Annotated in this window: 20 protein-coding genes; 13 read left to right on the forward strand and 7 right to left on the reverse strand. The window is 40.2% G+C overall.

Annotation, left to right across the window (positions count from 1 at the left end; all coding sequences use genetic code 11):
• Positions 1-5: 5 nt before the first annotated feature.
• Positions 6-1,790, reverse strand: coding sequence for a glutamine--fructose-6-phosphate transaminase (isomerizing) (gene glmS, locus ACWIUJ_RS00595; protein WP_454152345.1), 1,785 nt, complete (start codon positions 1,788-1,790; stop codon positions 6-8).
• A 324-nt stretch (positions 1,791-2,114) separates the two neighbouring features.
• Between glmS and ACWIUJ_RS00600 the strand changes: the two genes are divergently transcribed.
• The 3 genes from ACWIUJ_RS00600 (at position 2,115) to ilvD (ending at position 6,603) form a co-directional block, all read left to right on the forward strand.
• A complete protein-coding gene (locus ACWIUJ_RS00600; protein WP_454168276.1) occupies positions 2,115-4,115 on the forward strand; it encodes a methyl-accepting chemotaxis protein in 2,001 nt (666 codons plus the stop codon).
• 124 nt (positions 4,116-4,239) lie between these two features.
• Positions 4,240-4,773, forward strand: a complete 534-nt coding sequence (locus tag ACWIUJ_RS00605) for a hypothetical protein (protein WP_454168278.1) — start codon at positions 4,240-4,242, stop codon at positions 4,771-4,773.
• A gap of 117 nt (positions 4,774-4,890) precedes the next feature.
• Positions 4,891-6,603 (forward strand): dihydroxy-acid dehydratase, encoded by a 1,713-nt coding sequence (gene ilvD / locus ACWIUJ_RS00610; RefSeq protein WP_454168280.1) that lies wholly within the window; start codon positions 4,891-4,893, stop codon positions 6,601-6,603.
• A gap of 54 nt (positions 6,604-6,657) precedes the next feature.
• Here the strand turns inward: ilvD and ACWIUJ_RS00615 are convergent, their stop codons facing one another.
• Together ACWIUJ_RS00615 and ACWIUJ_RS00620 are read right to left on the reverse strand one after the other, a co-directional pair.
• Complete coding sequence (locus ACWIUJ_RS00615) at positions 6,658-7,746, reverse strand: type I restriction endonuclease (RefSeq protein WP_454168282.1); 1,089 nt, start codon at positions 7,744-7,746, stop codon at positions 6,658-6,660.
• 135 nt (positions 7,747-7,881) lie between these two features.
• Entirely contained in the window at positions 7,882-9,486 is a 1,605-nt protein-coding gene (locus ACWIUJ_RS00620) for an inorganic phosphate transporter (protein ID WP_454168284.1), read from the reverse strand.
• Positions 9,487-9,879: 393 nt separating this feature from the next.
• Here ACWIUJ_RS00620 and ACWIUJ_RS00625 point away from each other — a divergent pair, with 393 nt between their 5' ends.
• From ACWIUJ_RS00625 to ACWIUJ_RS00645, 5 genes are read left to right on the forward strand one after another with little or no spacing between them, the layout of a single operon-like run.
• Positions 9,880-11,046, forward strand: coding sequence for a hydrogenase small subunit (locus ACWIUJ_RS00625; protein WP_454152353.1), 1,167 nt, complete (start codon positions 9,880-9,882; stop codon positions 11,044-11,046).
• Between the two features lie 10 nt (positions 11,047-11,056).
• Positions 11,057-12,787 carry a nickel-dependent hydrogenase large subunit gene (locus tag ACWIUJ_RS00630; RefSeq protein ID WP_454152354.1) on the forward strand — a complete coding sequence of 577 codons (1,731 nt, stop codon included), beginning with the start codon at positions 11,057-11,059 and terminating at the stop codon, positions 12,785-12,787.
• 24 nt (positions 12,788-12,811) lie between these two features.
• Complete coding sequence (cybH, locus tag ACWIUJ_RS00635; protein ID WP_454168286.1) at positions 12,812-13,555, forward strand: Ni/Fe-hydrogenase, b-type cytochrome subunit; 744 nt, start codon at positions 12,812-12,814, stop codon at positions 13,553-13,555.
• Between the two features lie 2 nt (positions 13,556-13,557).
• The gene (locus tag ACWIUJ_RS00640) at positions 13,558-14,109 is read left to right on the forward strand and encodes a HyaD/HybD family hydrogenase maturation endopeptidase (protein WP_454152356.1); all 552 of its coding nucleotides are present in this window, start codon (positions 13,558-13,560) and stop codon (positions 14,107-14,109) included.
• A 21-nt stretch (positions 14,110-14,130) separates the two neighbouring features.
• Positions 14,131-15,822, forward strand: coding sequence for a hypothetical protein (locus ACWIUJ_RS00645; protein WP_454152357.1), 1,692 nt, complete (start codon positions 14,131-14,133; stop codon positions 15,820-15,822).
• Positions 15,823-15,826: 4 nt separating this feature from the next.
• Here the strand turns inward: ACWIUJ_RS00645 and ACWIUJ_RS00650 are convergent, their stop codons facing one another.
• Complete coding sequence (locus tag ACWIUJ_RS00650; protein ID WP_454168288.1) at positions 15,827-16,867, reverse strand: bifunctional 3,4-dihydroxy-2-butanone 4-phosphate synthase/GTP cyclohydrolase II; 1,041 nt, start codon at positions 16,865-16,867, stop codon at positions 15,827-15,829.
• A gap of 152 nt (positions 16,868-17,019) precedes the next feature.
• On the opposite strand from ACWIUJ_RS00650, the gene ACWIUJ_RS00655 reads away from it, so the two are divergent.
• Genes ACWIUJ_RS00655 through ACWIUJ_RS00675 form a run of 5 tightly spaced genes read left to right on the forward strand, consistent with a single transcriptional unit; the run spans position 17,020 to position 21,367 of the window.
• Positions 17,020-18,429 (forward strand): hypothetical protein, encoded by a 1,410-nt coding sequence (locus ACWIUJ_RS00655; RefSeq protein WP_454168289.1) that lies wholly within the window; start codon positions 17,020-17,022, stop codon positions 18,427-18,429.
• Positions 18,426-19,061 carry a penicillin-binding protein activator LpoB gene (lpoB, locus tag ACWIUJ_RS00660; RefSeq protein ID WP_454168291.1) on the forward strand — a complete coding sequence of 212 codons (636 nt, stop codon included), beginning with the start codon at positions 18,426-18,428 and terminating at the stop codon, positions 19,059-19,061. The genes ACWIUJ_RS00655 and lpoB overlap by 4 nt, the downstream gene beginning before the upstream one ends.
• A gap of 5 nt (positions 19,062-19,066) precedes the next feature.
• Positions 19,067-19,942 (forward strand): LPP20 family lipoprotein, encoded by an 876-nt coding sequence (locus ACWIUJ_RS00665; protein WP_454168293.1) that lies wholly within the window; start codon positions 19,067-19,069, stop codon positions 19,940-19,942.
• 46 nt (positions 19,943-19,988) lie between these two features.
• Positions 19,989-20,591, forward strand: a complete 603-nt coding sequence (locus tag ACWIUJ_RS00670; protein WP_454152362.1) for a queuosine precursor transporter — start codon at positions 19,989-19,991, stop codon at positions 20,589-20,591.
• Positions 20,591-21,367, forward strand: a complete 777-nt coding sequence (locus ACWIUJ_RS00675) for a phosphatidylserine decarboxylase (RefSeq protein WP_454168295.1) — start codon at positions 20,591-20,593, stop codon at positions 21,365-21,367. The genes ACWIUJ_RS00670 and ACWIUJ_RS00675 overlap by 1 nt, the downstream gene beginning before the upstream one ends.
• Here ACWIUJ_RS00675 and ACWIUJ_RS00680 read toward each other — a convergent pair.
• Genes ACWIUJ_RS00680 through selA form a run of 3 tightly spaced genes read right to left on the reverse strand, consistent with a single transcriptional unit; the run spans position 21,364 to position 25,808 of the window.
• Positions 21,364-22,422, reverse strand: a complete 1,059-nt coding sequence (locus ACWIUJ_RS00680; protein ID WP_454168297.1) for a hypothetical protein — start codon at positions 22,420-22,422, stop codon at positions 21,364-21,366. The genes ACWIUJ_RS00675 and ACWIUJ_RS00680 overlap by 4 nt on opposite strands.
• Before the next feature lie 9 nt (positions 22,423-22,431).
• A complete protein-coding gene (gene selB / locus ACWIUJ_RS00685) occupies positions 22,432-24,360 on the reverse strand; it encodes a selenocysteine-specific translation elongation factor (protein ID WP_454168299.1) in 1,929 nt (642 codons plus the stop codon).
• Complete coding sequence (gene selA, locus ACWIUJ_RS00690) at positions 24,357-25,808, reverse strand: L-seryl-tRNA(Sec) selenium transferase (protein ID WP_454168301.1); 1,452 nt, start codon at positions 25,806-25,808, stop codon at positions 24,357-24,359. Before selA ends, selB begins: the two co-directional genes overlap by 4 nt.
• Positions 25,809-25,884: the final 76 nt, after the last annotated feature.

Consider the following 25,884-nt stretch of genomic DNA (forward strand, 5'->3'; position numbering starts at 1 on the left):
ATGATTTATTCTACCGTTACGGATTTTGCGAGGTTTCTTGGCATATCAACATCATTGCCAATTTTTATAGCAATCTCTAGGGCTAAAAGTTGTAACACTATCATCATAGAGTAAAATTCCTCCATATAATGCGAAGTCTCTGGGAGATAAATCATATCATCAGCCCCCTCGACATTCTCACTGCAAATCGCACAAATCGTGCTATCACGCGCCCCTAATTCTTCGACATTGCTTTTAATTTTATCAAAAAGCAAGTGTTTGGGCATCAATGCCACACAAAAAAGCAAAGAATCTGCAAGCGCAATTGGTCCGTGCTTCATCTCTCCGCTTGGATAGCCCTCTGCGTGCAAGTAACTAATCTCTTTAAGTTTGAGTGCGCCCTCTAATGCAAGGGGGTAAAAAATATCTCGCCCGATGAAGAAAAAGCCGTGCCCGTGTAAATATCGCTTGGATAATCGCTTGATTCTATCGTGCAGAGTGGAATCTACTTTGGTAAGTTTGCTTGCATTTAGCATAATTTTGGCGTATTGTTTGATTTGGGTTTGCGTAACTTCACCATTAAGATTCCCAATTTGCACGCTTAAAATCCACAGCACCATAACTTGTGTGGCAAAGGCTTTGGTGCTTGCAACTCCCTTTTCTATCCCTGCTCGCGTGAGAATCACCCTATCACTTTCACGCACAATCGAGCTGTTATCGACATTACAAATCGCTAGTGTTTTTAAGCCATTTTTTTTAGCAAGTTTGAGAGCTTCGAGTGTGTCAGCCGTTTCACCACTTTGAGAAATGCAAATAAAAAGCTCATTTTTTCGTAGCACAGGATTAGCGTAGCGAAATTCACTAGCAAAAACCACATTTGTGCGCACTTTTGCTACCCGTTCAAGTAAATATTTCGCGCTAAGTCCTGCGTGATAACTCGTCCCACACGCACAAATAATAATCTCATCAACACCATTAAAGAAGCCCTTATCTACTTCCTCAAAGCCGATAAATTCATCACTTACTCTACCCATCATCGTCTCAAGTAGGACTTTGTGTTGTTCATAAATTTCTTTTTCCATAAAGAATCTAAATCCGTCTTTTTGAGCATAGGATTTTGTCGTGCTTAAGGGTTGTGTGCTTGGTAGATTCTCAAAAGATTGCAAATCCATTCGCCCAAAGTCGCCATCCTCAAGGTAATGCACTTTGTTTGCAAGTCCAATGAGCGGTGCATCAGAGCTCGCAAAATACACGCCATTATCGCCTTTAGCAATGATAAGTGGCGAGCCCTTTTTAGCATAATAAATAGCGTTTTTATCAGCTTTTGTGATAAGCAAAATCGCATACGCTCCATTTAGTGATTGAATCGTTTTACTAAAGGCTTCTATGGGTGTGAGATTTTTGAGATTCTCCTCAAAAAGACGGACAACGACTTCGGTGTCCGTTTGGCTGATGAATTGATGTCCTTTAGATTCTAATTCTTTTTTAATGGTGGCATAATTTTCGATAATGCCATTATGCACGATTGAGCTAAACTCGGCAAAATGTGGGTGAGCATTGACTTCAGTTGGCTTGCCGTGTGTCGCCCAGCGCGTGTGCCCAATAGCAAGCCCAAACCCACTTGAGCTAAAATCTTTGCACTTTTGCTCTAAGTTTATGAGTTTGCCAACGGCTTTGAAGTTTTTGAGTTCATCATTTGCTAGCACAGCGATTCCCGCGCTATCATAGCCTCGATATTCCAATTCTTTTAGCCCACTTAAGAGAAACTCCCTTTTTTCATTATTGCCAATGTAGCCAACGATTCCACACATACGCTTACTCCGTTTTGCAAATTTTGCGTGATTTTATTTTGGCAATTATAGCAGGCTTTAAAGAATTGAGTAAGTTTGGCAAGTGAAATTGTAAAAAAGTATCACATTGTTATTGCATACGCAAACTCACATATCAAATCCCCTCTAATCTTGCCATTATGGGAAATCATTAAGGATAGAAAAAGCGAGATTTTTATCAAAAAATCTCTTTTGCTACGCAAAAAATATGTAATTTTTAGGATTTTCGCACAATACAAAAAAAAAAAAACGATTTTTGTGCTATAATTCAATCTTAATAAAAAATAAAACTAAGGAGACACAACAATGTTTAAAACCGTTGCTTCAAAGATTCTCACGCTGGCTATTGGCATATTTGTCATTATGATTGGGATTGTGAGTGTGGTAAATTATCAGCGAACTTCCCAAGAGATAACTGATGTGTATGGAGGCTTACAGCAGCTTGCGCTCAACTCCTCTTATACAACTATAAACATCACAATGGGCGTGGAATCCAAACAACATCTAAGCGAGCTTGCCAGCTTGCTTGCGAGTATAGATAGAAACGACCTTATCGCACAACGAAAGATTCTTGCAAGTCTTGCTAAATTTGTGCAATATGACGCGGCGTTTATCGTGTATGAAAATGGCGATGGCAGAATGATTTCAGGTATGCCCACAAGCGATATAAATCGCCTATCAAGCTCCCCTGATGATGGCACATTTGATTTCCGCACGCGGGGGTGGTATCAAGCAGCTAAAAACACACAGGAATTTTTCGTAACTGCGCCCTATGAGTCAAAAGTCGCAGGAATGGAAGCGACCATTTCTGCCACTGCGGCTATGCCATTTTTCCGTAATGGTAAATTTGAGGGTGTGATTGCGGTGGATATTGCGGTAGATGGATTCCAAGATAGGTTTAAAAACTTCCGCCGTGAGGAGTTGCCAAGTTTGCAAGTTTTGCTTATAGATTCTAATGGTGAGGTGTTTTCCCACGAGGATTTAGAGAAACTTGGCAAGGATAAGTTAAGGCCACTTGGCGATGCTATCGTATCTAAAGTTAAGCAAAGCCCTGATGGCAAGTTTTATACAAACTTTATGGGAGAGAATAAAATCATATTTTATAGGCAAATGCCTTTTGGTTGGGTAATCGCTGCAGAAGCAAACGAATCTGACCTCACAAAGGCAATCAATGAAAATTTCATTGCTTCTAGCATTTTATCACTCCTTTTGTTAGGATTTGGCGGGGCGGGGTTGTTTTTTGCCATTAAATATTTCTTTAAGCCACTTGGCGCGATACAGCATAGTTTGCATAAATTCTTTGCATTTTTAAACTATGAGATAAACCAAGCACCAAAGCCACTCAAACTCACAAGCAAAGATGAATTTGGCATAATGGGCGGGGAGATTGATAAAAATATCATACGCACACAAGAAATCATTAAGCAAGATTCCGCGCTTGTGAGTGAAGTAACCCAAGTGGTAAATGAAGCAAAACAAGGGCGATTTGGCAAGACTATCGCGCTAAGCAGTCCAAATCCACAAACAAACTCCCTTAAAGAGAGGCTAAATGAAATGAGTCAAACACTTTGTAATCTCGTGGGAGAAAGACTTTCAATCGCCACACAAGCATTTGCCTCCTATCGCAAAAATGACTTTAGCATACGCATAGACAATCCTCAAGGAATCCAAAATGATATAAATGAGCTTGGAGATTCTATCACAGATATGCTCAAGCACTCTGCGAGCTTTGCTAAAGAGTTAGAAACACAAAGCAATGAGTTAGAATCTTCTATGCAAACTCTTACCGAGCATTCACAAAAACAAGCCACCGCACTTGAGGAATCTGCCGCTGCTGTGGGACAGATAAGCTCCTCTATGCAAGTAGTGGGTGAGAAAACTGATGAATGCACACAACAAGCCCAAGATATAAGAAACATCGTAAGCGTGATACGAGAAATATCCGACCAGACGAATTTGCTTGCACTTAATGCAGCCATTGAGGCAGCACGAGCGGGCGAGCACGGGCGAGGATTTGCCGTAGTGGCTGATGAAGTGCGTAAGCTCGCGGAGCGCACAGGGCATTCACTCGGTGAAATCGAAGCAAACATCAATGTCCTCGTGCAATCTGTCAATGAAATGAGTGAATCTATCCAAGAGCAAACTAGCGGGTTAAGCCAAATCAATGATGCAATCGCACAACTAGAGAGTGCCACACAAGAAAATGTCGAGGTAGTCCATAGCACAAACGAAATCGCTAAACGCGTAAATGATATAGCTGATGAAATCCTAGAAGATGTCAATAGCAAAAAGATTAGAGAATCTTAAGATTCTCTAAAATATGTTTGCACATCATCAAGCAAGATTTTAGTTTAATTTTTGATAAAATTTGTCTTTCAAAATTTTAACAATGAAAAATAACAAATGCGAGTGCTAAGATAAAGGCGAATCTATGGATTTTTTATTAGCTTTAATTTTTTTGCTATTTTTCGTTGTCGCTGGGGCTTGGACGCTTTACACGCAAGGGCGAAGCGCAAAAATCTTACTTGGCATTTTTTGGGTCTTTTGGCTTTGCCTTTTTGGCTGTGCGCTGTTTGAGACATTTTTAGTCATTCCGCTTAAAGGGCTAGATTTAAGGGACTTTTTTGCCCTTACATTTGCGATAATGCTTTGTGTCGTGGGTTTGGCAAGTCTTATTTTGTATAAAAAATTCCCAAATTTTTGGCTTTTTTATCCATACTCGTGCTTTTTTATCGGCATTGCGGTGCTTAATATTTTGTCATTTTTTAATGAAGCACCACGCGACAAAGGCACTTATGTCGATGATGATGAAATCTATCTTTGGCGCACATTGGCGGGGTGTTTTGTGGCATTAAGTTTGGCAGGACTTTACACACTTTTTAAACGCAAAAAACTTATATGCACACTTATTTTTGTAGTGATTTGTGTGCTATGGGTGTGGAGTTTTGTGCATTTTAGCACTTAAATTTGATAAATAGTCAAAATTTATTCGCAAATCGCGCTTTGATAAATCATATAGGCTTTTTAATAAAATTTTCACTATACTTTTGCTTTCTAAACACCAAAAACAAAAGGAGAGAAAATGCGAAGTGATGTGATAAAAAAAGGCTACTTAAAAGCCCCAAATCGCTCTTTGTTACGCGCGTGTGGGCTAAGCGAAGAGGACTTTGATAAGCCCTTTATCGGCGTGGCAAATAGCTACATTGACATTATCCCCGGGCATTTTTATTTGAATGAATATGCGCGGATTATCAAAGATGAAATCCGCAAAAACGGCTGTGTGCCCTTTGAATTTAACACAATCGGTGTCGATGATGGCATAGCTATGGGGCATAGCGGTATGCTGTATAGTCTGCCAAGCCGCGAAATCATCGCAAATTCTGTGGAATCTGTGATGAACGCCCACGCCCTTGACGCGCTTATCTGTATCCCAAACTGCGATAAAATCACGCCGGGTATGCTTATGGGTGCGCTTCGCGTGAATGTGCCAACTATCTTTGTGAGTGGCGGTCCTATGCGAGCTGGATTTAGCGCAAAAGGCGAAAAACTCACGCTAAATAGCGTCTTTGAAGCCGTCGGCGCGTATGAAGTCAAAAAAATCACCGAATCTGAGCTCAAAGACATAGAGTGCAAAGCCTGTCCTAGCGGTGGTTCTTGCTCGGGGCTTTTTACGGCAAATTCGATGAACTCACTCTGCGAAGCATTAGGCATAGCGTTAAGTGGCAATGGCACGGCGTTAGCGCTTAGTGAAGAGAGAGAAAATTTATTGCGACAAGCGGCAAGGCGAATCTGTGAAATTGCGTTAGAATCGGCGTCAGATTCTGACAAAGCGGAGAAATTTAAAATCCGCAATATCATCAACCGCGCCTCCATTCGCAATACAATGGTGGTGGATATGGCTATGGGTGGAAGCTCAAATACGATTTTGCATATGCTTGCTATTTCACGCGAGGCGGACGCGCCACTTGATATAAAAGAACTCAACGACATAAGCAAAAAAATCGCCCATATCGCCAAAGTCGCCCCGAGCCTGCCCGAAGTGGCGATGGAAGACATTGGGAGCGCAGGAGGCATAAGCGCGGTCATCAAAGAGATTTCACGGCGTGATAATGGATTGCTAGATTTAAACGCGCTCACAATCACGGGCGAGAGCTTAGGCGAGCGCGTAAAAGACGCGCAAATCAAAGATGAAAAAGTGATTCACAAGGTAGAGAACGCCTACTCACAAGTGGGCGGACTAGCGATTTTATTTGGCAATCTCGCAGAGCAGGGCTGCGTGATAAAAACTGCGGGAATCACGGGAGCGCGAAAATTTAGCGGAAAAGCCGTGTGTTTTGATAGCCAAGAAGACGCGATAAAAGGCATCATCAAAGGCAGAGTGCAAAAAGGCGATGTGTGTGTGATTCGTTATGAGGGACCAAAGGGGGGACCGGGAATGCAAGAAATGCTATCCCCCACAAGTCTCATTATGGGAATGGGCTTGGGTGCTGATGTCGCACTCATCACAGACGGGCGGTTTAGCGGGGCGACACGGGGACTAAGCATAGGGCATATAAGCCCTGAAGCCGCAGAGGGAGGGCTTATCGGGCTACTAGAGGACGGCGATATAATCGACATTGATGTGGATAGCTATGAAATCAATGCGAGATTAAGCGAGGCGCAAATCGCTACGCGCAGGGCAAAATTTACGCCCTTGCAAAAGCCTCTGTATTCTCGCTGGCTTTCTCAATATCAAAAGCTCGTAAGCAACGCAAGTAACGGCGCAGTGCTTGACTTGGGGTGGTTTAAAAAGTAAAAAAGTAAAAATAAATCTTTGCATAGATTCAAGCAAAAATCTATGCAAAAACCTTTAAAGATTTTTCATTCGCCTATCTAGTGCTTCATTAAGCTCTTTTTTATATTTATAGATTTCATCAATGTGATTTATATTGATTCGCTTTTCACTCTCTAGGCTTACTACAAGGTATTTTTTGCCACCATCAAGGTAAAATCTACAAATCCATTTCGTTACTTTATTATCAAAAAGCACACCAAAATAACTTCGTGTATCTTTGTAGCTTATCTGTTCAAGTGCGATGTCGCCACGCTCGGCGAAAATACCCTTAACTATGTAGAATGCTTGTAGCTCTTCTTCTGTAGTAACTATGCCACTTTCCTCGTTTTCAACTACTTCGCTTGAATCTTGACTTTGCGCTTGGGCTATTTCGTTTTTAATTTCTGTGATTTTGTCATTTGCTAAATCATTGATTAAGTTTCGCAAGGTTTTCTTAATGGGTTCTTTAAACTCATCTTTTACACTTTGCGTAACTCTGCGCGATTCGCCAATGATTTGCCTTGCAAAAAACTCTACAAAATCATCGCTAGGATTTTCTATCTCTTTTTTGAAAATCTCTTGAATCTGCTGACGATAGAGATTTGTCTTTGCCACTTTTTTAATCTCATCGACATTGAGCGAATCTTTGGCGAATCGTTGCAATTCGGCTATGTCCCTATCCTTTGGCTTTTCAAAGTTGATTGTTAAAAACGGTGTTTTGTCCATCACATTGTCTTTTTCAATGTCAGAGAAAAAGCGATACTCTATACCATTTGTCAAAATCCCAAAACGACAGCCATATTTCCCCGCGCAAACTTGAAAATATCGCACAAGCTGGTTGTTGTGATTGTCTAAATTTTCTTTGTGGTGCTTGACTTCGATAAGCACGAGTGGTGCGCCGTTACTTAAAATCGCATAATCGACTTTTTCGCCTTTCTTTGTGCCAATGTCTGCGGTGTATTCGGGCTTTATGACATTCGTATCAAAGACATTATAACCCAAAGCGTGTAAAAATGGCAAAACAAAAGACTGCTTGACTTCCTCTTCGGTGTGAATCTTGTCTTTGTCGCTTTGTTTTATCTTTTCGATGAGTGGTTTGAGTGCGGTTTTGATTTCTTGCTCCATTTGCATTCCTTTAAAATGTAATAAGGAATGATACTGCCCCCCCCCCTTAAAAACTGCTTAAGCGAATAAAAGTTTTAGCGATTTCTCATATCTAATTTTTGAGCTAGATTCCCACATTGGGAATCTTTTGGTGCATTAAATATCAAACTCAATAAATGTAAGCATAAAGAAGCTCAGTGCTCCAAGAAGTGCTGATACAGGCACAGTAATGAGCCAAGAAGCTACGATTTTGTTAATCGCACTGCGTTTGACAAGCTCATTTTTATACGCTTTTTTCAGTCCCTTTTTGTCTTTTTTAGAGAAATTAAGTGTAACTTTAATCTCTTGTTGCTTTATAGATTCTAAAATTTCTCCCTTGCGTTTGATGTTTGCTTTGTTAAAGGCGTCCAAAAATCGCTCCACTTCTTGAGAATCTTTCCCCCTATGAGCTTGGATAATAGTTTGTTGCATTTGATAATATTGCTTTTTGAGATATTCGCGCAAGAATCCCACGCCAAAGATTCCCCCAATGGTTACATGGGTAGAGCTTACGGGCAATCCTAACTGCGAAGCGATAATGACGGTTATGGCTGCACTCATCGCCACGCAAAAGGCACGAATTTTATCTAATTCAGTGATTTCGCTTCCCACTGTGCGGATAAGTCTAGGTCCATATAATGCTAGACCAATGGAGATTCCAAGCCCTCCTATAAGGAGAATCCAAAATGGCACACTCGCCTTACTTCGTATGACTTCTTCTGTGGCTTCACTCGCTTGCGTAGCGATGTCATTGAGGGCTTCATTGATAGCAGCGAGTGGTCCTACGGCATTTGAGACATCGTTTGCGCCGTGTGCGAAGCTTAGCATCGCTGCGGCAAAAATAAGCGGTATGGTGAAAAGCTCACCAATGCTTTCTTTAGAGTTTGAGAGACTTTGAGCCTTTTTCACAATAAATGGACGCGTGGCAAAAAATATAATCAACGCTAGCCCAAACGCTATAAGAGCCGCTAATCCAAAACTTATAGGAAAAAATTTCTTTAACCCCTTAATCACAAGATATACGATAAATGACCACGACATAATAAATACAAGGATAGGCACAGCGACTTTAGCAGCCTGATTCTTATCGTCCTTGTAAGTTATGGTGCGCTTAATGACAAATAAAAATATCATCGCAATCGCACCTCCCATAACGGGCGAGATAATCCAGCTTGAGACAATTCGCGCAAGCTCACCCCAATTCACCACGCCAAAGCCACCAGCGAGAATCCCAGCTCCTAAAATCCCACCCACAAGTGAATGCGTGGTAGATACAGGCGCACCAATAAAAGTGGCTAAGTGCAACCAAACCGCCGAGCTTAACAATGCCCCAAGCATTAGCATAATAAATATCTTAGAATCTGCAATAGCATCAGGCGAGATAATCCCTGATTTAATTGTGTCTGCCACTTCGCTTCCTGCGACAATCGCGCCAAGTGATTCAAAAACGGCGGCGATAAAAATCGCTCCAAAAAGTGAGATAGCATTTGAGCCCACTGCTGGTCCTACATTGTTTGCGACATCGTTTGCACCGATATTCATCGCCATATATGCTCCCACAAGCGTAGCAAACACGAGTAGCAATATGCTGTGTTTCGCGCCAAAGAATATAGCGATAAGCGAAGCAATAAAGAAGAATATAAGCACTATCGCGATTTTGATAATATCATTGATATTCTCACGATTTGCCTTGCCGATGTTTTTGAGAATTTTTGTATCCATAACCCCCTCCAAAGTTTCGTTTTATGCTTTATGATACCCAAAAACACTCGTGGTTTGTCAATAATTTTCTAATAATTTGTGTATAAATATCACAAAATGGGACATTTGACTTGTATTTTGTTAAATAACCTTGATATATGAAGCAGAATTAGACAAAAATTACAGGTTACTTTTCGTAAAAAGTTAGTGTTTTTGAGAACTTTAAATTCTAAAAATATGTTTTTTGTAGTAGAATCGCTATTAAGGATTTTATGTAGGTGTCTATTTGCTTAAAATCTTTAAAATGAGTAGATTTGGGGTGATGGTGGAGGTCTCAATGTTGCATTGCTAAGGTGCTAAGGTGGCATTGTCAAATACAACAAGTAATAACAATGAAGGAAAAAGGAGGAAGTAATGAAAGCACAAATTGTGAGCGATAGTTTGCTTGCGAAGGCAGAACAAAGGCTTAAAGAATTAGAATCTCTCCCAGCTCATAACGCAGAGAGGAATCTCGTTGCAGAATTAGAAGCAAAAGGGTTTAGCCGAAGAGATTTTATGAAATGGGCTGGCGCTATGACAGCAAGTTTAGGTTTGCCAGCTACATTTACGCCACTTGTGGCTAAAAGCGCAGAGGTAGCAAATAGGACACCTGTGGTATGGCTCCATATGGCAGAATGCACAGGGTGCTCGGAGAGTTTATTGCGCACAGAATCTCCTAGCATAGATTCTCTTATCTTTGATTACATTAGCCTTGACTACCACGAGACGGTAATGGCAGCAGCGGGGTATCAAGCAAGCAAGTCATTACACGATGCAATCCATAAAGGTGGCTATATCCTTATGGTAGAGGGTGGAATCCCAGCTGGCAAGAGCGAATTTTATCTCACTATTGGCGCACAAGGCACGACAGGCGCACAAGAAGCGAGACAAGCGGTTAAAAATGCTCTAGCAGTTTTTGCTGTCGGCACTTGCTCAAGCTTTGGTGGCGTGCAAGCGGCATATCCAAATCCTACTAACGCACAACCACTCTCAAACATCACAAATGAAAAGCCTATCATCAATGTGCCCGGTTGCCCGCCAAGCGAGAAAAACATTGTGGGCAATGTGCTACACTTTATTTTGTTTGATGATTTACCAACACTTGATGCGTATAATCGCCCCACTTGGGCGTATGGATTGAGAATCCACGATTTATGCGAGCGCAGAGGGCGATTTGATGCTGGACAATTTGTAGAATCTTTTGGTGATGAGGGTGCAAAAAATGGTTATTGCCTCTACAAAGTTGGTTGTAAGGGACCATACACATTTAACAACTGCTCAAAATTGCGCTTTAACTCACACACAAGCTGGCCTATCCAAGCTGGACACGGCTGTATCGGTTGCTCAGAGCCAAACTTCTGGGACACAATGAAACCTTTTGAAGAGCCAATAGGCAATCGTTTGTTTGATACCACTTTTTCAGGTATGGGTGCGGATAAGACAGCGGATATAATCGGTGGCGTGATTTTAGGTGCAACTGCGGTGGGTATCGCCGCGCACGCGGTGCTTAGCTCAGCAACTAAGAAAAAAGAAGACGAATAAGGAGGCATAGATGACAAAACGAATTATAGTGGATCCAATTACACGGATTGAGGGGCATTTACGGATTGAAGTTGTTGTAGATGAGAATAATGTCATTCAAGATGCGTTTTCTAGCTCTACGCTTTGGAGAGGTTTAGAAAATATCGTAAAAGGCAGAGACCCACGCGATGCTGGATTCTTAGTGCAAAGAATCTGTGGTGTTTGCACTTACTCGCATTACAAGGCAGGCATTGTCGCGGTAGAAAAAGCACTTGGAATCACTCCTCCGCTTAATGCGATTTTGGTGCGCACGCTAATGAATATTTCACTTTTCTTACACGACCACTTGGTGCATTTTTATACATTGCATGGGCTTGATTGGTGCGATATAGTAAGCGCGCTTAGCGCAGATGAGAAAAAGGCAAGCGAACTTGCTTTTAAATATACCAACAATCCTATATTTACAGGACAAGATGAGCTTAAAGCCATTAAAGAGCGCGTAACGAAATTTGCCAAAGATACTTCAGGGCTTGGACCATTTGCTAATGCGTATTGGGGACACAAGACTTATCGCTTTAGCCCAGAGCAAAACCTTATTGTTGTTTCACATTATTTGCACTTGCTTGAAGTTCAACGCGTAGTGGCACAAATGATGGCGATTTTTGGTGCGAAGCAACCACACCCACAAAGCCTAACCGTTGGTGGCGTAACTTCGGTAATGGATATTTTAGACCCAAGTAGATTGGGTGAGTGGCTTAGTAAGTTTAAAGATGTAGGCGACTTTGTCAATCGCGCGTATTGGGCAGATATTGTAATGGCAGCTGAAGCATACAAAGAAGAAGATTCTGTGCTCAAAGGTTGCGGACTTAAAAATTTCTTAAGCTATAAAGAAATGCAAGTCGGCGCAGATGAATGGTTGCTAAGTAGTGGTATCGTTAAAGACGGGGATTTAAGCAAGGTGTATGAAGTGGATACAGATAAAATCGCTGAAGATGCCACACATAGCTGGTATGCTGATAATGGACCATTCCACCCTTATGAGGGTAAGACAAATCCAAATTATACAGGGTTTGTTGAAGGTCCATCTATCGGACCTGATGGCAAGCAAGTTAATAATCCAATCGTTGATGAAAAGGGCAAATATTCGTGGATTAAGTCTCCGCGTTATGATGATGAGCCTATGGAAGTAGGACCGCTTGCAAGCGTGGTAGTGGGATTTGCAAGTAAGAATCCTTACATTACACCTGTGGTTGAGACATTGCTCTCTAAGACAGGGCTAACTCCTGCACATCTTTTTAGCACGCTTGGGCGCACTGCTGGCAGGGCGATTGAGTGCAAGGTGATTGCTGATAATGGTATTAAAGCATTTGATAGTCTCGTGGCTAATTTGAAAAAAGATACAGCTACTTGCGCGCCTTATGTGATTGATAAAAGTAAAAGTTACAAAGGGCACTATATCGGCAATGTGCCTCGAGGAATGCTAAGCCATTGGACTAGCATCGAAAATGGCGTGATTAAGAATTATCAAGCAGTTGTGCCTAGCACTTGGAATGCGGGACCGATAGATAGAAATGGTAAAAAAGGGCCTTATGAGATGAGTCTCATTGGCACAAAGATGAAAGACATCACTCAACCTTTAGAGATTATCCGCCATATTCACTCTTTTGACCCTTGCATTGCGTGTGCGGTGCATGTGATGGATACGAAGGGAAATGAACTTAGTCAATACAAAGTTGAGCCATCTGTCTCGCCATTGCGCTAGATTCTAAGTTATAAGGAGGGTAAAATGCCACATACAATTCCTATGGAAAAAAAAGAATTTCATATCCATAAAGAGTTCTCTGTTCTAACGAGAATCTTTCACTGGATTAGGGCGTTTTGCATTTTTTTGCTTATCGCTACGGGCTTTTACATTGCGTATCCGTTTTTGCACGCTGTGGGTGAATACAAAAGCGTAACACTTGTGAGCGAGAGTGCTAGTTATAATGTAAATGCTTTTACGGGGTATTTGCAAGCATATATTCGTAGTTTTCATATCGTGTTGGGTTTTGCGTTGATTGCTGTTTCATTTTTCCGCGTGTATTTGTTTTTCTTTGATAAGGAATCTAAGCCAGAACGCGTATCGTTTCATCAAGTGCTTAACCCAAAAGTATGGATTGAGCAAATTAAGGTGTATATGTTAATTGGCAAGCACCCACACATTTATGGGACATACAATCCATTGCAGTTTGCGACTTACTTTGGACTTGGGGTTTTGGTGCTTGTCATTTCACTTACAGGTGTTGTTTTATATTACAATGTCTATGATGATGGGCTTGGAGCAGTTTTAAAGGTATTTTTTAAGTGGTTTGAAGTGCTTTGTGGTGGATTGGCAAATGTGAGAAACATTCACCATATCGTTACTTGGGCGTTTATTATCTTTATACCTGTGCATATTTATCTTGCCGTGTGGAACTCTGTGAAATATCCAAATGGCGGAGTTGATGCGATTGTAAGTGGAATGCGCTATACTGATGAGGTCAAAGTTTAACATTGAAAATTTTGGTTCTTGGCATCGGCAATATCCTCTTTGGCGATGAGGGTATTGGCGTGCATTTGGCGCATTTTATGAAGCGAAGCTACGAATTTACTCCCATAGATACATCCAGTGATATTACGCTAGATTTCACTGATGGCGGGACAATGGCTCAAATGCTAATCCCGCTTATTACTTCGTATGACAAAGTGCTTATTTTTGATTGTGTAGATGTGAATAATGGCAATATCGGCGATGTCTATGCTTTTAGTTTTGATACGATTCCAAATATTATTACTTGGGCTGGTAGCGCACACGAAGTGGAAATGCTCCAAACGCTTAGAATGATTGAGCTAAGCGGTGATTTGCCTCCTGTGTTTATCATTGGGATTATCCCTGAAGTCATCGGGGAGGACACAGCATTTACTTTAAGTCAGCAAGTCAAAAATGGCGCGAAAATTATGGAATCTAAAGCCATAGAGTTTTTAGAGCAAAACGGCTTAAAGGCACAAAAAGTTGCAGATTTAGATTTGCAAGAAGTGGCAAACACTTCATTTCGCGGATTTTAATGCAATACATAAAGAGGCATAATGAAGTATTATGATTTTATTTTTTCATATACTCCTTGTGGAGCGCATTCTTTCTTGCCTTTTTTTGTGAAGATTCTAAAAGACCAAGCAAAAGCGTTCGCACCAAAAGATTCTAAGCAGACAAAGTATAGGTATGGCGTGTATGAGGAAGCCTCTAATGCTGATAAAAACTCACTTCATTTTGTCATACAAAGCGACCAGCAAGATGCAGTGTTGCGCTTTGCCGATGCTTTGAGTGCGCATCTCCCATTATCATTAAACTTTGCCTTTAGCGAGATTAAAGTCTTGCTTGAGTTAGAATCACTAAAGCCCCTGCGAATTAAGGCATTGAGCAAAAAAACGCATTACTGCACGCCAAATGAGATTAGAGCATTTTTAAGCGAGCAACACTTTGGTGATGTGAGTGTCTTTGCCTACGCTAAGAAACTTCAACACACAAAAAACTTAGGTGCGTTTGTCAAAGAAATTTTTAAACAACTCCAAGATGATAAAGCAAGCCAACCAATTTTACTCCAAAGCGCAAGAGGGCTAAAAGAGCTTAGTTTAGAGCCATTTGATGAGCCAAGTGAATGTATCGTGTGTGATATAAGCTCCTTGCAAACGCTTTTTAGAATCCAAAAGGTCGAATGTGAGCTTATGGCGAGCTTTGAGAAGCCATCAATGAGACTTCCGCCAAAGGCAGTTTTTGCCAAGCAATTTGTGCTCAATGAGTTTGGATTGGTGCTTTGCACTTTGCCTTATGATTGTGTGTTGCAGCTTCTTAGTGCGTTAATGGTGCAAAAGGAAATAACACATTTTTTTATCCGCGAGCATAAACACACAAAGGCAAGCAAGCAAGCTATCCCAAACTTTCATCACTCAAAACAACACCAAAAAATTATTACCGCAAGTGAAAATGGACTTTTTATCGATACGGCGATTGCTAGAGATAGAAGTCTTTTGGAGCTTTTTTCGCACAATGTTCCAACAGATTGCAAGACGCTTATTTTTTATCTTAGCTCAAAGCACAAAAGCGCGATTTTACTAAGAGAGCCACATATTGCTTTGGGGGAGAAAGGCTCGCTTAAAGAGATTATGATTCCACGCTTTGAGTGCAATATTGCAAAAATTTTGCATGATATTGCGAGCAATTATGAAAGCGGGGAAATGCTCGTGCAAAACTTTAAACAAAAAGTATCTTTGCAGTGTATAAAACACTTAGATTCCAAGCAAAGTGTGATGAGTGAAAACTTTATCCATATTTTTGGCATTGCAGCACTTTTGCTTGAGATGAGTGATGAAGTGCCAAAGGAAAACAATCTTTTGCAAGTTCTCTCGCGCACAAGCAAGAATCTCATTGCCAATGCCAATGAATTTGTCCATCAAAAGGGACCGCGCATTGATTATCATCTTTTGCGAGAGGGCAATGCACTGCGCCTTGATTATCCTAGAATCTTTCGCTCTTCTATGAGCTTTAAATGCGCTGGAATGGAGAATGCCATTTTAGCTTATGGGTTTATTGATAGTTTTTGTGAGTTTTTAGCCACTATGGTGCGTGATATGCAGGTAAATTATGCTTTTGGGGAGGATTTTGGTGTGTTGCTTTGTGGTGATATGTTTGCACATAAGATATTTTTTACTCGTTTATTAAACTTTTTGCCTAAAAATATCTCACTTTTTTTGCCAAAAGATGGCTTTTTGGATAGAGTATAATTTCTTACTTCTGTTTAGGAAGCACTCTTTGGGTTAAGTTAAGATTAAATCCACTAATCCCGCTAAAGTTATGTAACGCACTTTGGGAATCTTCATTATGCAATAAACGAAATTGCTCAATCCCCATTTCACGCAAAATTTGCGCACCAATGCCAAGTGTTTTTAAATCTTGGTGGGGTTGCGTGCTAAGACAAATCAAATATCCACCCTCATCTTTTAGCATTTGTAAGCTTTGCATAAAGCTCTGGTGTGCGTTAAGAGGATTCTCAAAATACTCACAATCTTGCTTAATTTTATGAAAATAAATGAGCGGATTATTAAGATTGTGGGAAAAGGCATACACGATGTGGCGGTTTTTTTGGTGGTCTAAAAAGACAAGTTTTTGACAAGGGTTATCAAGCAAATGAGATTCTTGTTTTGATTCTAAGCAAATAAGTTTTTCATATTGCAAGCGATATTGAATCACATCAGAGACATAGAGAATCTTTAGATTGTGTTTCTTGGCAAATGCTATAAGGTCGTTGTTGCGTGCCATTTGTCCATCGGCTTTCATAATTTCGCAAATGACACTAATAGGTTTCAACCCCGCTAAAGTGCAAATATCCACACTTGCCTCTGTGTGTCCTGTGCGCACGAGCACGCCACCATTTTTGGCGATGAGAGGAAATATATGTCCGGGTCGCACGAAGTCTTTTGGAGTTGTGTGCTCTTGGCACATAAGTTGAATGGTTAAATTTCTCTCTTGGGCGGAGATTCCCGTTTTTGCGCTTGCCGCATCAATAGAAATGGTAAAGGCGGTTTCGTGGTTAGAGCTATTGGATTCTACCATTGGCTCTAAATCTAGCTTTTTGGCGATGTCATTGGTAAGTGAGACGCAAATAAGCCCTCTTGCTTCTGTCGCCATAAAGTTGATTTTCTCAGCAGTGCTAAAAATCCCTGCCATAACCAAATCGCCCTCATTTTCTCTATCTTCATCGTCCATTATGATAATTATCTCGCCTTGCCTTATGGCTTGTATAGCTTCATTCACGCGTTGTATATACATTAGGTTAAGCCTTTGTTGAAAGTTTTGGCAATTATAGCCTAAAATATTCAAATAATTTTTGATTGAAATTTTACAAACAAAATGTTACAATTCGCGTATTTTTATCACAGCAAAATATTTTAACATTCCTAGAATCTAAGGATTATTACATAATGAAAAACACACTTTTGCTTAGTAGCATTGTCCTTGTTATTTGGGTTTTTAATGGATGCTCGCACAAAGGCACAATGGAGGAATTTAACAAAAAGTATTATGGCGGACATTTGCAGAGTGCTTATGACTTCGCTCATAAAAGAGCGGTAAAAAACGATGATTCTGTGTTATGGGGGTTTCAAGCGGGCGTTACGGGAATCCAGCTTGGCAATAAAGAGAGCTTTAATGTGCTAGAATCTACCGAACAAGTCTTTAGCCAATATGAAGCGCAGGGCTTGCTCTCTGGGATATTTAGTAATGTAGGCGCAGTGGTGGTAAATGAAAATGTCAAAACTTATCGCGGAAACATCTATGAGGGCGTGCTAATGAATTATTATAAAGCACTGCTAGCGATGCAAAGTGGCAACAATGCACTTGCTCGCGTAGAGTTTAACCGCGCCAATGATAGACAACGGCGTGCAAAAGATTATTATCGAAAGGACATTCAGCGAGCCCTGCAAAAACAACAAGAAGAAGATTCTGATACTATGGCTAAAGTGAATCAATCTGCCACACAGGGTGCTCTTCAATCACAGCTTGGCAATCAATACGCAAAATTACGAGATTTTAAGGCGTATAATAATTTCATCAATCCTGCGGTAAGTTATGTTTCTGGGTTATTTTTCTTTTTGGAATCAGATTATGCGAAATCGCTTGATTTATACAAGCAAGCCTATGGAATGACACAAGCAGAAGTTATTGATGAGGATATTAGCGCGCTAAGGGCTAGACAAAAGGGCGATAAGACTACTTATACTTGGCTTATCATCGAAGATGGCAAAAGCCCACAAAAAGAAGATGTTTCGCTCGATTTCCCAGCGTATTTGGTAAGTAGCAATGTCTTGCATGTAGGAGTTTCTGTGCCAGCATTGCTAGATGGAGAGGATTTTCATATAGGGCTTGGCGTGAGGGGAGAATCTCTAAACAAAAAAGCCTCGCTTATCGCCAATGTAGAGGGCATTATTACTAATGAATTTCACGAGCAATTACCATTTGTGCTTACGCGTGCGATGAGTTCGGCTATACTTAAGGCTATTACGCAGTCTGTCCTCCAAGAGCAAGCTGGAGCGTATGGGTTGCTTGCTGGAGTGATATATTCAGCGGTGAGCACTTCAGCAGATGTGAGAATCTCAAGTGTGCTCCCAAACAAAGTGTATGCGCTTCGTATCCCTAATGAAGTGGGAAATTATGAGTTATTTGCTTTTCACACATTGTTGCGTTTTGCTATCAATGAAGAATGTAATACACCAAATAATTTGGTTTTGTGTCAAAAAAGTGATAATATTCTATACATTCGGTTACGACAAAAGGATTTGAGTTATCAGATTCTGCGTGGTGCTAATTCAATCAAAACAAAGGAACACAAATGAAAACATTAACAACTAAAGAGCTAATAAGTGGTGTAAAGATTTTTTGTGCAAGTATGATGGTGCTTGCTTTTAGCGCGTGTGGTGAGCCTACATATATAGATACGGCTGATTCTAAGTCTTATACAAGTATGGGGCTTGATTACCACGATATTGAAAGTGTAGCGCAAAAAAGCGTAGCCTCGCTTTTGGAGAGTGATTATGTCCAAAAGATTAAAAGCCCAAAAGTGCTTGTGATTTCAGACATTATAAATGATACAATGCAGACTATTGATGTGGAGCAATTAAGTCGTAAAGTAGCGCGTGATATGCGAAATAGCGGGAAGTTCAAACTTTCATTAGCCCTCGCTGGCTCAGGCGCACAACAAGATAAAATGGTAAATAGAGTGCGAAAAACCACAAGAGACAATGACGAATACGACCAATACTCAGTCATTGAAAAAGGGCAACTCAAAGGCGCGCAACTTTCACTTTCTGGCAAAATTTATCAAAAAAATGTCCGCGTAAAGGGAAGCAAGCAACGCACGGATTACTTTTTCTTACTTACATTGCTTGATTTAGCCACAGGAGAGGTGATTTGGGACGAAGAAGTCAATATCATTAAACTTGGGTCAAATAAATCAGTGAGCTGGTAGGCAATATGCGAAATAACATTGTTTGTTCATTATTTGTGGGTTTGTTGTTTGTGGCGTGTGCTGGGGGTTCTGGTGTGCCAAGCTGGTTTTATAACTCCGCTAGTGATGAAAAAAATCTCTACGGTGTGGGGAGCAATAAGGATTTGCAAAGAGCCAAAGATATGGCATTAAGCGATATGCTTTCCACCCTTATGGTTGGGATTCAATCAAAAACAAATGTATCAAGTAGCTTTAGCGATGGTAGAGAATCTAATAGCATTAAAGAAAATATTAGCAAAGAAACTGCCCGCACTACACTGCGAAATATCAACTATAAAGTGCAAACCCACGACAATACATATTTTGTGCGTGCGCATATTGCCAAAAGCGATTTTATCAATCAGCTTAAAGAAGAGAACAAAAAGTCCATTCAAAAACTCCAAGCACTTAATATCCAATGCGATGATATTTCGCTCACTCAGCACAACGCACTAAAAATGGAGCTCGCAAGACAAGCACAAACACAGGGCTATCTTAGTGCGCTTGGTAGTAGCGGGTTGTCATTTTTGGAATACAGCGATATATTTGAGCGTAATTCACCAAAGCCAAAGATTGCCCTTCTCATCAACGAAGAGAGCAAACAAGGTGGCAGAGAGCTTAAAAATGCCTTGCAAAAGGAGTTGGTGAAATTTTACCGCTTAGATTCTAAGGCAAGCCAAAAGGCTTTTGTTTCATTCACTCTTTCTTATAACGAAATGAGCGCGGAGATTAAGATTGTAGATTGTAATGACAATGCTACTTTTGTGGAGGAATTTAGAGAATCTTCTAAGAATGCTGATACCACGCGTTTGGCAAATAGAATCGGTGTGCTTTTGTATAAAAAACTTAACGCTCAAGAATAATCACAACATTGCAGGGCAATCCCTGCAGGCAATATAAGGTGGGGAAATGTTTGCAGATTCTTTGTATTCTCAAAAGACAATGAATACAGCACAATTTATACTTGCTTCTTTTGGCTTTGCTTGCATTATCGTGTTAGCAAATTTCAGCGTGCAGTATAATATTTTTAACACGCCTCTTACTTTCGGTGCGCTCACTTATCCATTGAGCTTTTTGCTAATGAATATTTTAAGCGAAAAATATCCGCGTTCAAATGTGCTTAAAACACTTTGGTTAGGGCTTGCTCTTGCCTTTGTGCCAAGTATTTTACTTGCAGAATTTCGCATTGCGTGTGCGAGCGTGTGTGGATTTTGTTGTGCCCAAGTGCTTGATGTTTTTGTGTTTTATTATCTTAAGCGCAAATTTCCAAAAATATGGTATTTGCGTAATAATGGCGCGAGTTTATTTTCCCAATTTATTGATACGCTGATATTTTTCCATATCGCATATTTGTTTATTAAACCAGAGGGAGAGATTGTTGCTATGGTCTTTAGTGATTATGCTATTAAAGTTATGTCCAATCTTTGCAACACGCCGTTGTTTTATGCGTTTGCCATTCGTGGTAAAAGAGTGTTGCATTTAGATTCTAAAGGCGCAAAAGAGAGTGTGTGATGAATAATTTTTTTTCGCGTTTGTTTGGTTGCTTTGCACATACACGATTTCCTACCCCTATCCAAAATTTTATCAATAGCGTATATGTCGCCATTTTTAGTATTGATTTGAGCGAGTTTGAAAGCACATCTTATCCAACGCTTAACGCACTTTTTACAAGGAAACTTAAACACAATAGAATCTTTGATGGAAGTGCCAATGTGCTTATTTCCCCATCAGATTCTCTTATTACGGAATTAGGTGTAAGCAAGGAGAAAAAGGCGTTACAAATTAAAGGAATGCAATATAGTGTCGAGGAGCTTTTGGGCGAGACATTATCAAAAGAAATGTTTTATATCAACCTCTATCTTTCTCCAAAAGATTATCATCGCTATCACGCTCCTTGTGATTTGGAGATTATGGAGTTGCGTTATTTTGGAGGGGATTTGATGCCCGTGAATATGTCATCTTTGCATAAAAATGCCCATCTCTTTATCCGCAATGAACGCGTGGTGCTAAAAGCAAAAATGCCAAACCAAAAGATTCTTTACTTTGTCGCGGTGGGTGCGCTTAATGTGGGCTCTATCATCTTTCATTGTGAGCCAAAAATCCAAACAAACGCAAGACGATATAATGAAACCTATGCGTATGCAAGCCCAAAAAAAGTGCGCAAGGGTGAGGAGCTAGGAATGTTTCAAATGGGCTCAACCATAGTGCTTTTTATCGAGGATTTTACACCAAGCATTAAGAGCGCGGAGGAAGTCAAATTCGCCCAAAGCATCGGATTTTTAGCTTAGATTCCCAATGCTTTAAAGCTATTGTAGGCACGAGCAATTTTTCTAGCGCATTCTTGCAATGTGTCTTTATCCAAATGCACAAAAGAAATGCTTAAAAGCTCGCGACATTCATTTTCGCTATAGCCCATTTCGCCAAGCACAAATGATGGTTTAAAGTTCCCAAGCAGACATTCTTGTCCGTTGATAACACTTACATTTTCAATGAGTAAATTTTGTGCTAGCACGCGTGCCTTTGCTCCAAAAAGTCTCAAAGCTAGCGCATTTGACGGACAAGATGCAAGAGGGGCAAAAAGATTCACGCTTTGCTTGAGTTCATTTTGCAGGGTTTCATAAAATGGCACATTTGGGAAAGTGGCAAGATAATCACGCAAGGCATTATTTTTAGCAATGTCTTGCAAGCAGAGATTGAGTGCTTCAAAAAAGCCATTTGGCACAAGAGAATCTAAAGATTGGCTAAGCTCTGGGAGCGAATGTGCGATAATGCCATATCGTCTAGGCAATCCAATGTTTTCTGCGTTAAGCACCAAAGCTATGCGTTTGTGGTGGAGTTTTTGGAGTGCTTGAAGTGAATGCAAATTAGCATTTTGTAACAAACGAGAAATCTCTACGAACAACACCGCATTAAGAGAATCTAATCTCTGTGTAATGCCACCAAAATCGTTATAACTCAAAATATCTTCATTGATATAGGGCAGAAATATATAGCAAGGTTTTTGTGTGTTTTTGCGCGTGAAATGCGCCAAATCATTAGCGTTAATTTTATGAATATCTGCGATGAGGTCAAAACTTTTGTAGGCTTGTTGAGAGAAACTTGGCATTAAAAAGATGTCATTGTTGTGTAATTTTAAAAAAAGCGTAACAAAATCTTCTGTCGTGCAACCAAAAAACTGCACGAATTCCACTCCAAAAAATGCTTGCAAAATCTCAAGTTGGGCTTTAGTATGCTTAGAATCTGCAAGGCTAAAGGGATTTGTGTTAGGAAGTTTAGTAGCACTCAATATGTCATAGGCTTGTCTATGCAGTGGGTAGTTAGCAAAGTAATCTAAGTGTGTCATTATCGCCTCCTAATTTTTAGCATTAAAGCGTGAAATGCGTTTATCACCCTCTCGCACAATATCATTAAAATTATCCAAGTATTCTAAATAATTGATTAAATATTTGCGACTTAGTGGGAGCTTTTCTTTTAATAGCGTAATGTCAATATAACCATTGGTGTTAAGAATTTGGCGCATTGTATTTATCACTTCATTAAGTGCGTTCGATTCAATAAAAAGATTGTGCGCTATTCTTACGACCTTTTGTGATTTACTTAATGCTTTGAGTGCGCTATCGCCTGTGGCTCTATCAATGTCTAGGCTGTCATATATATTGTATGGCGCAGGGGGAGTGAATTTTTGGTGTTGTAAAATGTGTAAAATTTCTTTTTGCAAAAAATCTTTGATGTTGTGTATTTCATTGTTTTTTACTAAGTAGAGAGATTCTTGTTTTTTGATAAATTTTTCAGCTACAAGCTCATCAAGTGCTTTTTGTAAAAATTCTATACTCGCCCATTTATGCTTGATTTGCAGGCTTTTTGCTGAAAGGAGGGCGTTTTTATTTTTGCTAAAAACATTTAAGATTTCATTTTTTAGATATTCAAGCTGGCTAATGGGGTAGGCGACTAAATCTCTTTTGTCAAAAAATATACTCTCTTTGGTGCTTTGTAACTCCTCCATAATGCCAATAGCTTGTGTATGGCTTAGTCCAAATCGCTGTGTAGAGCTCACTACGCCAAAACCTTTTTTATGGATTTTTGCGAGGATTTCAAAGGCTTGGATAAAGTTGTGAGAATCGAGCGCGTGAAGGAGCGAGATTTTTTGTTTTCTTTTGATAGGGTCGCTAATGGGATTAAGCACGATTCCTCCAGCGATGCTTTCATTGCCATCGCGAATGATGATATGTTGTTGGAAAAGGCTAAAAATTGGTGTTTTTGAGCTTAGTTGGGCAAAGGTTTCACTCTGTTTAGATTCTAAAATATTTAGTTTCACGCTAATGCGTTTTGTGCCAATGTAGAGCTGATAAGTGGTATTTGAAGCGAGATTGTTTGCATTAAATGGGCGTAACTTGACATCAATATAACAAGAACCGCGAATAAAGCCTTTTTGTGAGATTAAAAAGCCGCGTTTTAGCTCATCGGCTTGAATGTTAGCAAGATTAAGTGCTACACGATGTGATGGAGAAGCGATTTCTTGAGGTGTGTCGTGGATTTGCAATGAGCGCACGATAAGCTCTTTTTGCAATTCGCATACAAAGACGCTATCGCCATTTTTGATACTTCCACTTGCAAGCGTGCCCGTGCATACACACCCAGCTCCGCTAATGCTAAACACTCTATCAATGTAATATACAACCATACCAAAGTCGTGTCTTTGTGGCTTTTGATAAGAACGCAAAAATTCTATAATATCGTTTGTGTAAGGGTTGGGATTGTGTGTATTTGGCGTAGGCTGTGGATATGGTTTGTTATTGCTATCAAATATACTAAACTCAAAAATGCCCTCCAAGCGGATATGTAAATCTTTAAAGGCTTGTGTAATTTCTTTTTTGCGCCTTTGCACCAACTCGCTAGAAGCCTTATCTACCTTGCTAAGCACACAAATGCAATGCTTGATTCCAAGCATATCTGCGATTTGTAGATGTTCAAAGCTCTGTGGCATAAGTCCATCATCGCTCGCCACCACAAGAAGCAATATATCAAAACCAAATGCCCCAGCAATCATATTTTTTACTAGCTTTTCGTGTCCGGGCACATCGATAAAGGCGACATTACGCGATGAAAGATTAAGATGTGAAAAACTTAAATCAAGGGTAATACCTCGTTTTTTTTCCTCTTCCAAACTATCACCATCAAAGCCATTAAGTGCGCGGATAAGAGAAGTCTTGCCGTGGTCGATATGCCCCGCTAACCCCACGATAATGTCATTATTAGAGGTATTTGGCATTTGGGTATTCATTTAACAATCTTTGTGTGCTTTGGCGTGGCGGATTTATCTAATTGCTTTTGAATGCTTTTTAGCGATTGCACGATTTGATTCTCATCGCCTTGAAGCAATGTGCGCATATCGATAGCTACAAGCTGTTTAAAAACCCTTGTGATAATAAAAAATTCTTTTCGTAATATTGATTCTAAATGTGCCGCGCTCATAGCTTTAGTCTTAATCCCAATGCCATAGCTTTTAAAAGTATTATCAGGCAAACTCCCACCACCAGCCACAGAATCTAGCTCAAGTAGCTCAAAGCTAAAACTGCTTAAATCAGCTTGGTTGAGCATTGTTATAAAGGTATTTGCACGATTTTGCAAGGAATCTAGCGAGCAATGAAGCATCGCAAGAGTAGGAATTTTATCTAACTCTCGTTTGATATAAAGCTCTAAGGTCGCTTGCAAGGTGCTTATGCAGAGTTTATCTACACGCAAGGCACGCAAAAGATGATTGCTCTTAAGATTCTCAATCAAATCTTTTCTGCCAGCGATGATTCCCACTTGCGCACTTCCAAAGAGCTTATCTCCGCTAAAGCTCACAAGCGAAGGCTTGAGTGCGAAAATCTCTTTTAAACTTGGCTCTTTGGTGTGCAAATTTTTTACAAATTTAGAATCTGTGTCATCAAACTCCACCCCCGCAAATCCACTGCCAACATCATAATAATCAATCAACCCATTTTCTTGTGCCAGCGTGGTTATTTCTTGCATTGAGACTTGCGCACAAAAGCCAACTTGCGCGAAATTACTTTGGTGTGCTTTCATAATAATTGCACTTTGCTCATTTATGGCGTTTTGGTAGTCTTGCAAATGTGTTTTGTTGGTCGCGCCCACTTCACGCAAAATGCACCCTGCACATTTCATCACCTCTGGGATTCTAAACGCCCCGCCAATTTCTACAAGCTCCCCGCGCGAAATAATAACTTCTTTGCCTTGAGCAAAAGTTTGCAAAACAAGCAATACCGCTGCTGCATTGTTATTCACAAGTAAAAATTCATATTCCTCGCCAAAAAGAGCCTTTAATAGCGCGTTTGCGTGCATATAGCGACTCGCACGCTCGCCTTTTGCAAGGTCGTATTCTAGCGTGCTATAACGCGCAAGCAGTGGTATTACACGCTCTATGATGGCAGTATCAAACACACTGCGTCCTAAATTTGTCTGTAAAACTACGCCTGTGGCATTCACTACGGGCACAAGACTTGGAGCAAGGATAGAATCATATTCGCGCTTAATGGCATTTGGCAAAGATTGGAGGACTTCCTCTAAGCAATCTATGTTATTGGACTTTATGCCTACTCTTAATGCATCTAAATGTTTATGGATAATGGGCTTTAGAGTGTCTTTATTGCACGCGTGAAAAATCTCTAAATGAAGTAAGCAATCCACCTTTGGTAAAAGTCTCATTTGGTTTTGTTGTGTGTGCATCACCTATGCCTTGATTTAAAATAATTTATGGTATTATAGCACTTAGGATTCCTTTTTTGGAATCTTTAAGAGGTGT

The organism is Helicobacter sp. 23-1046 (genome assembly GCF_053654635.1).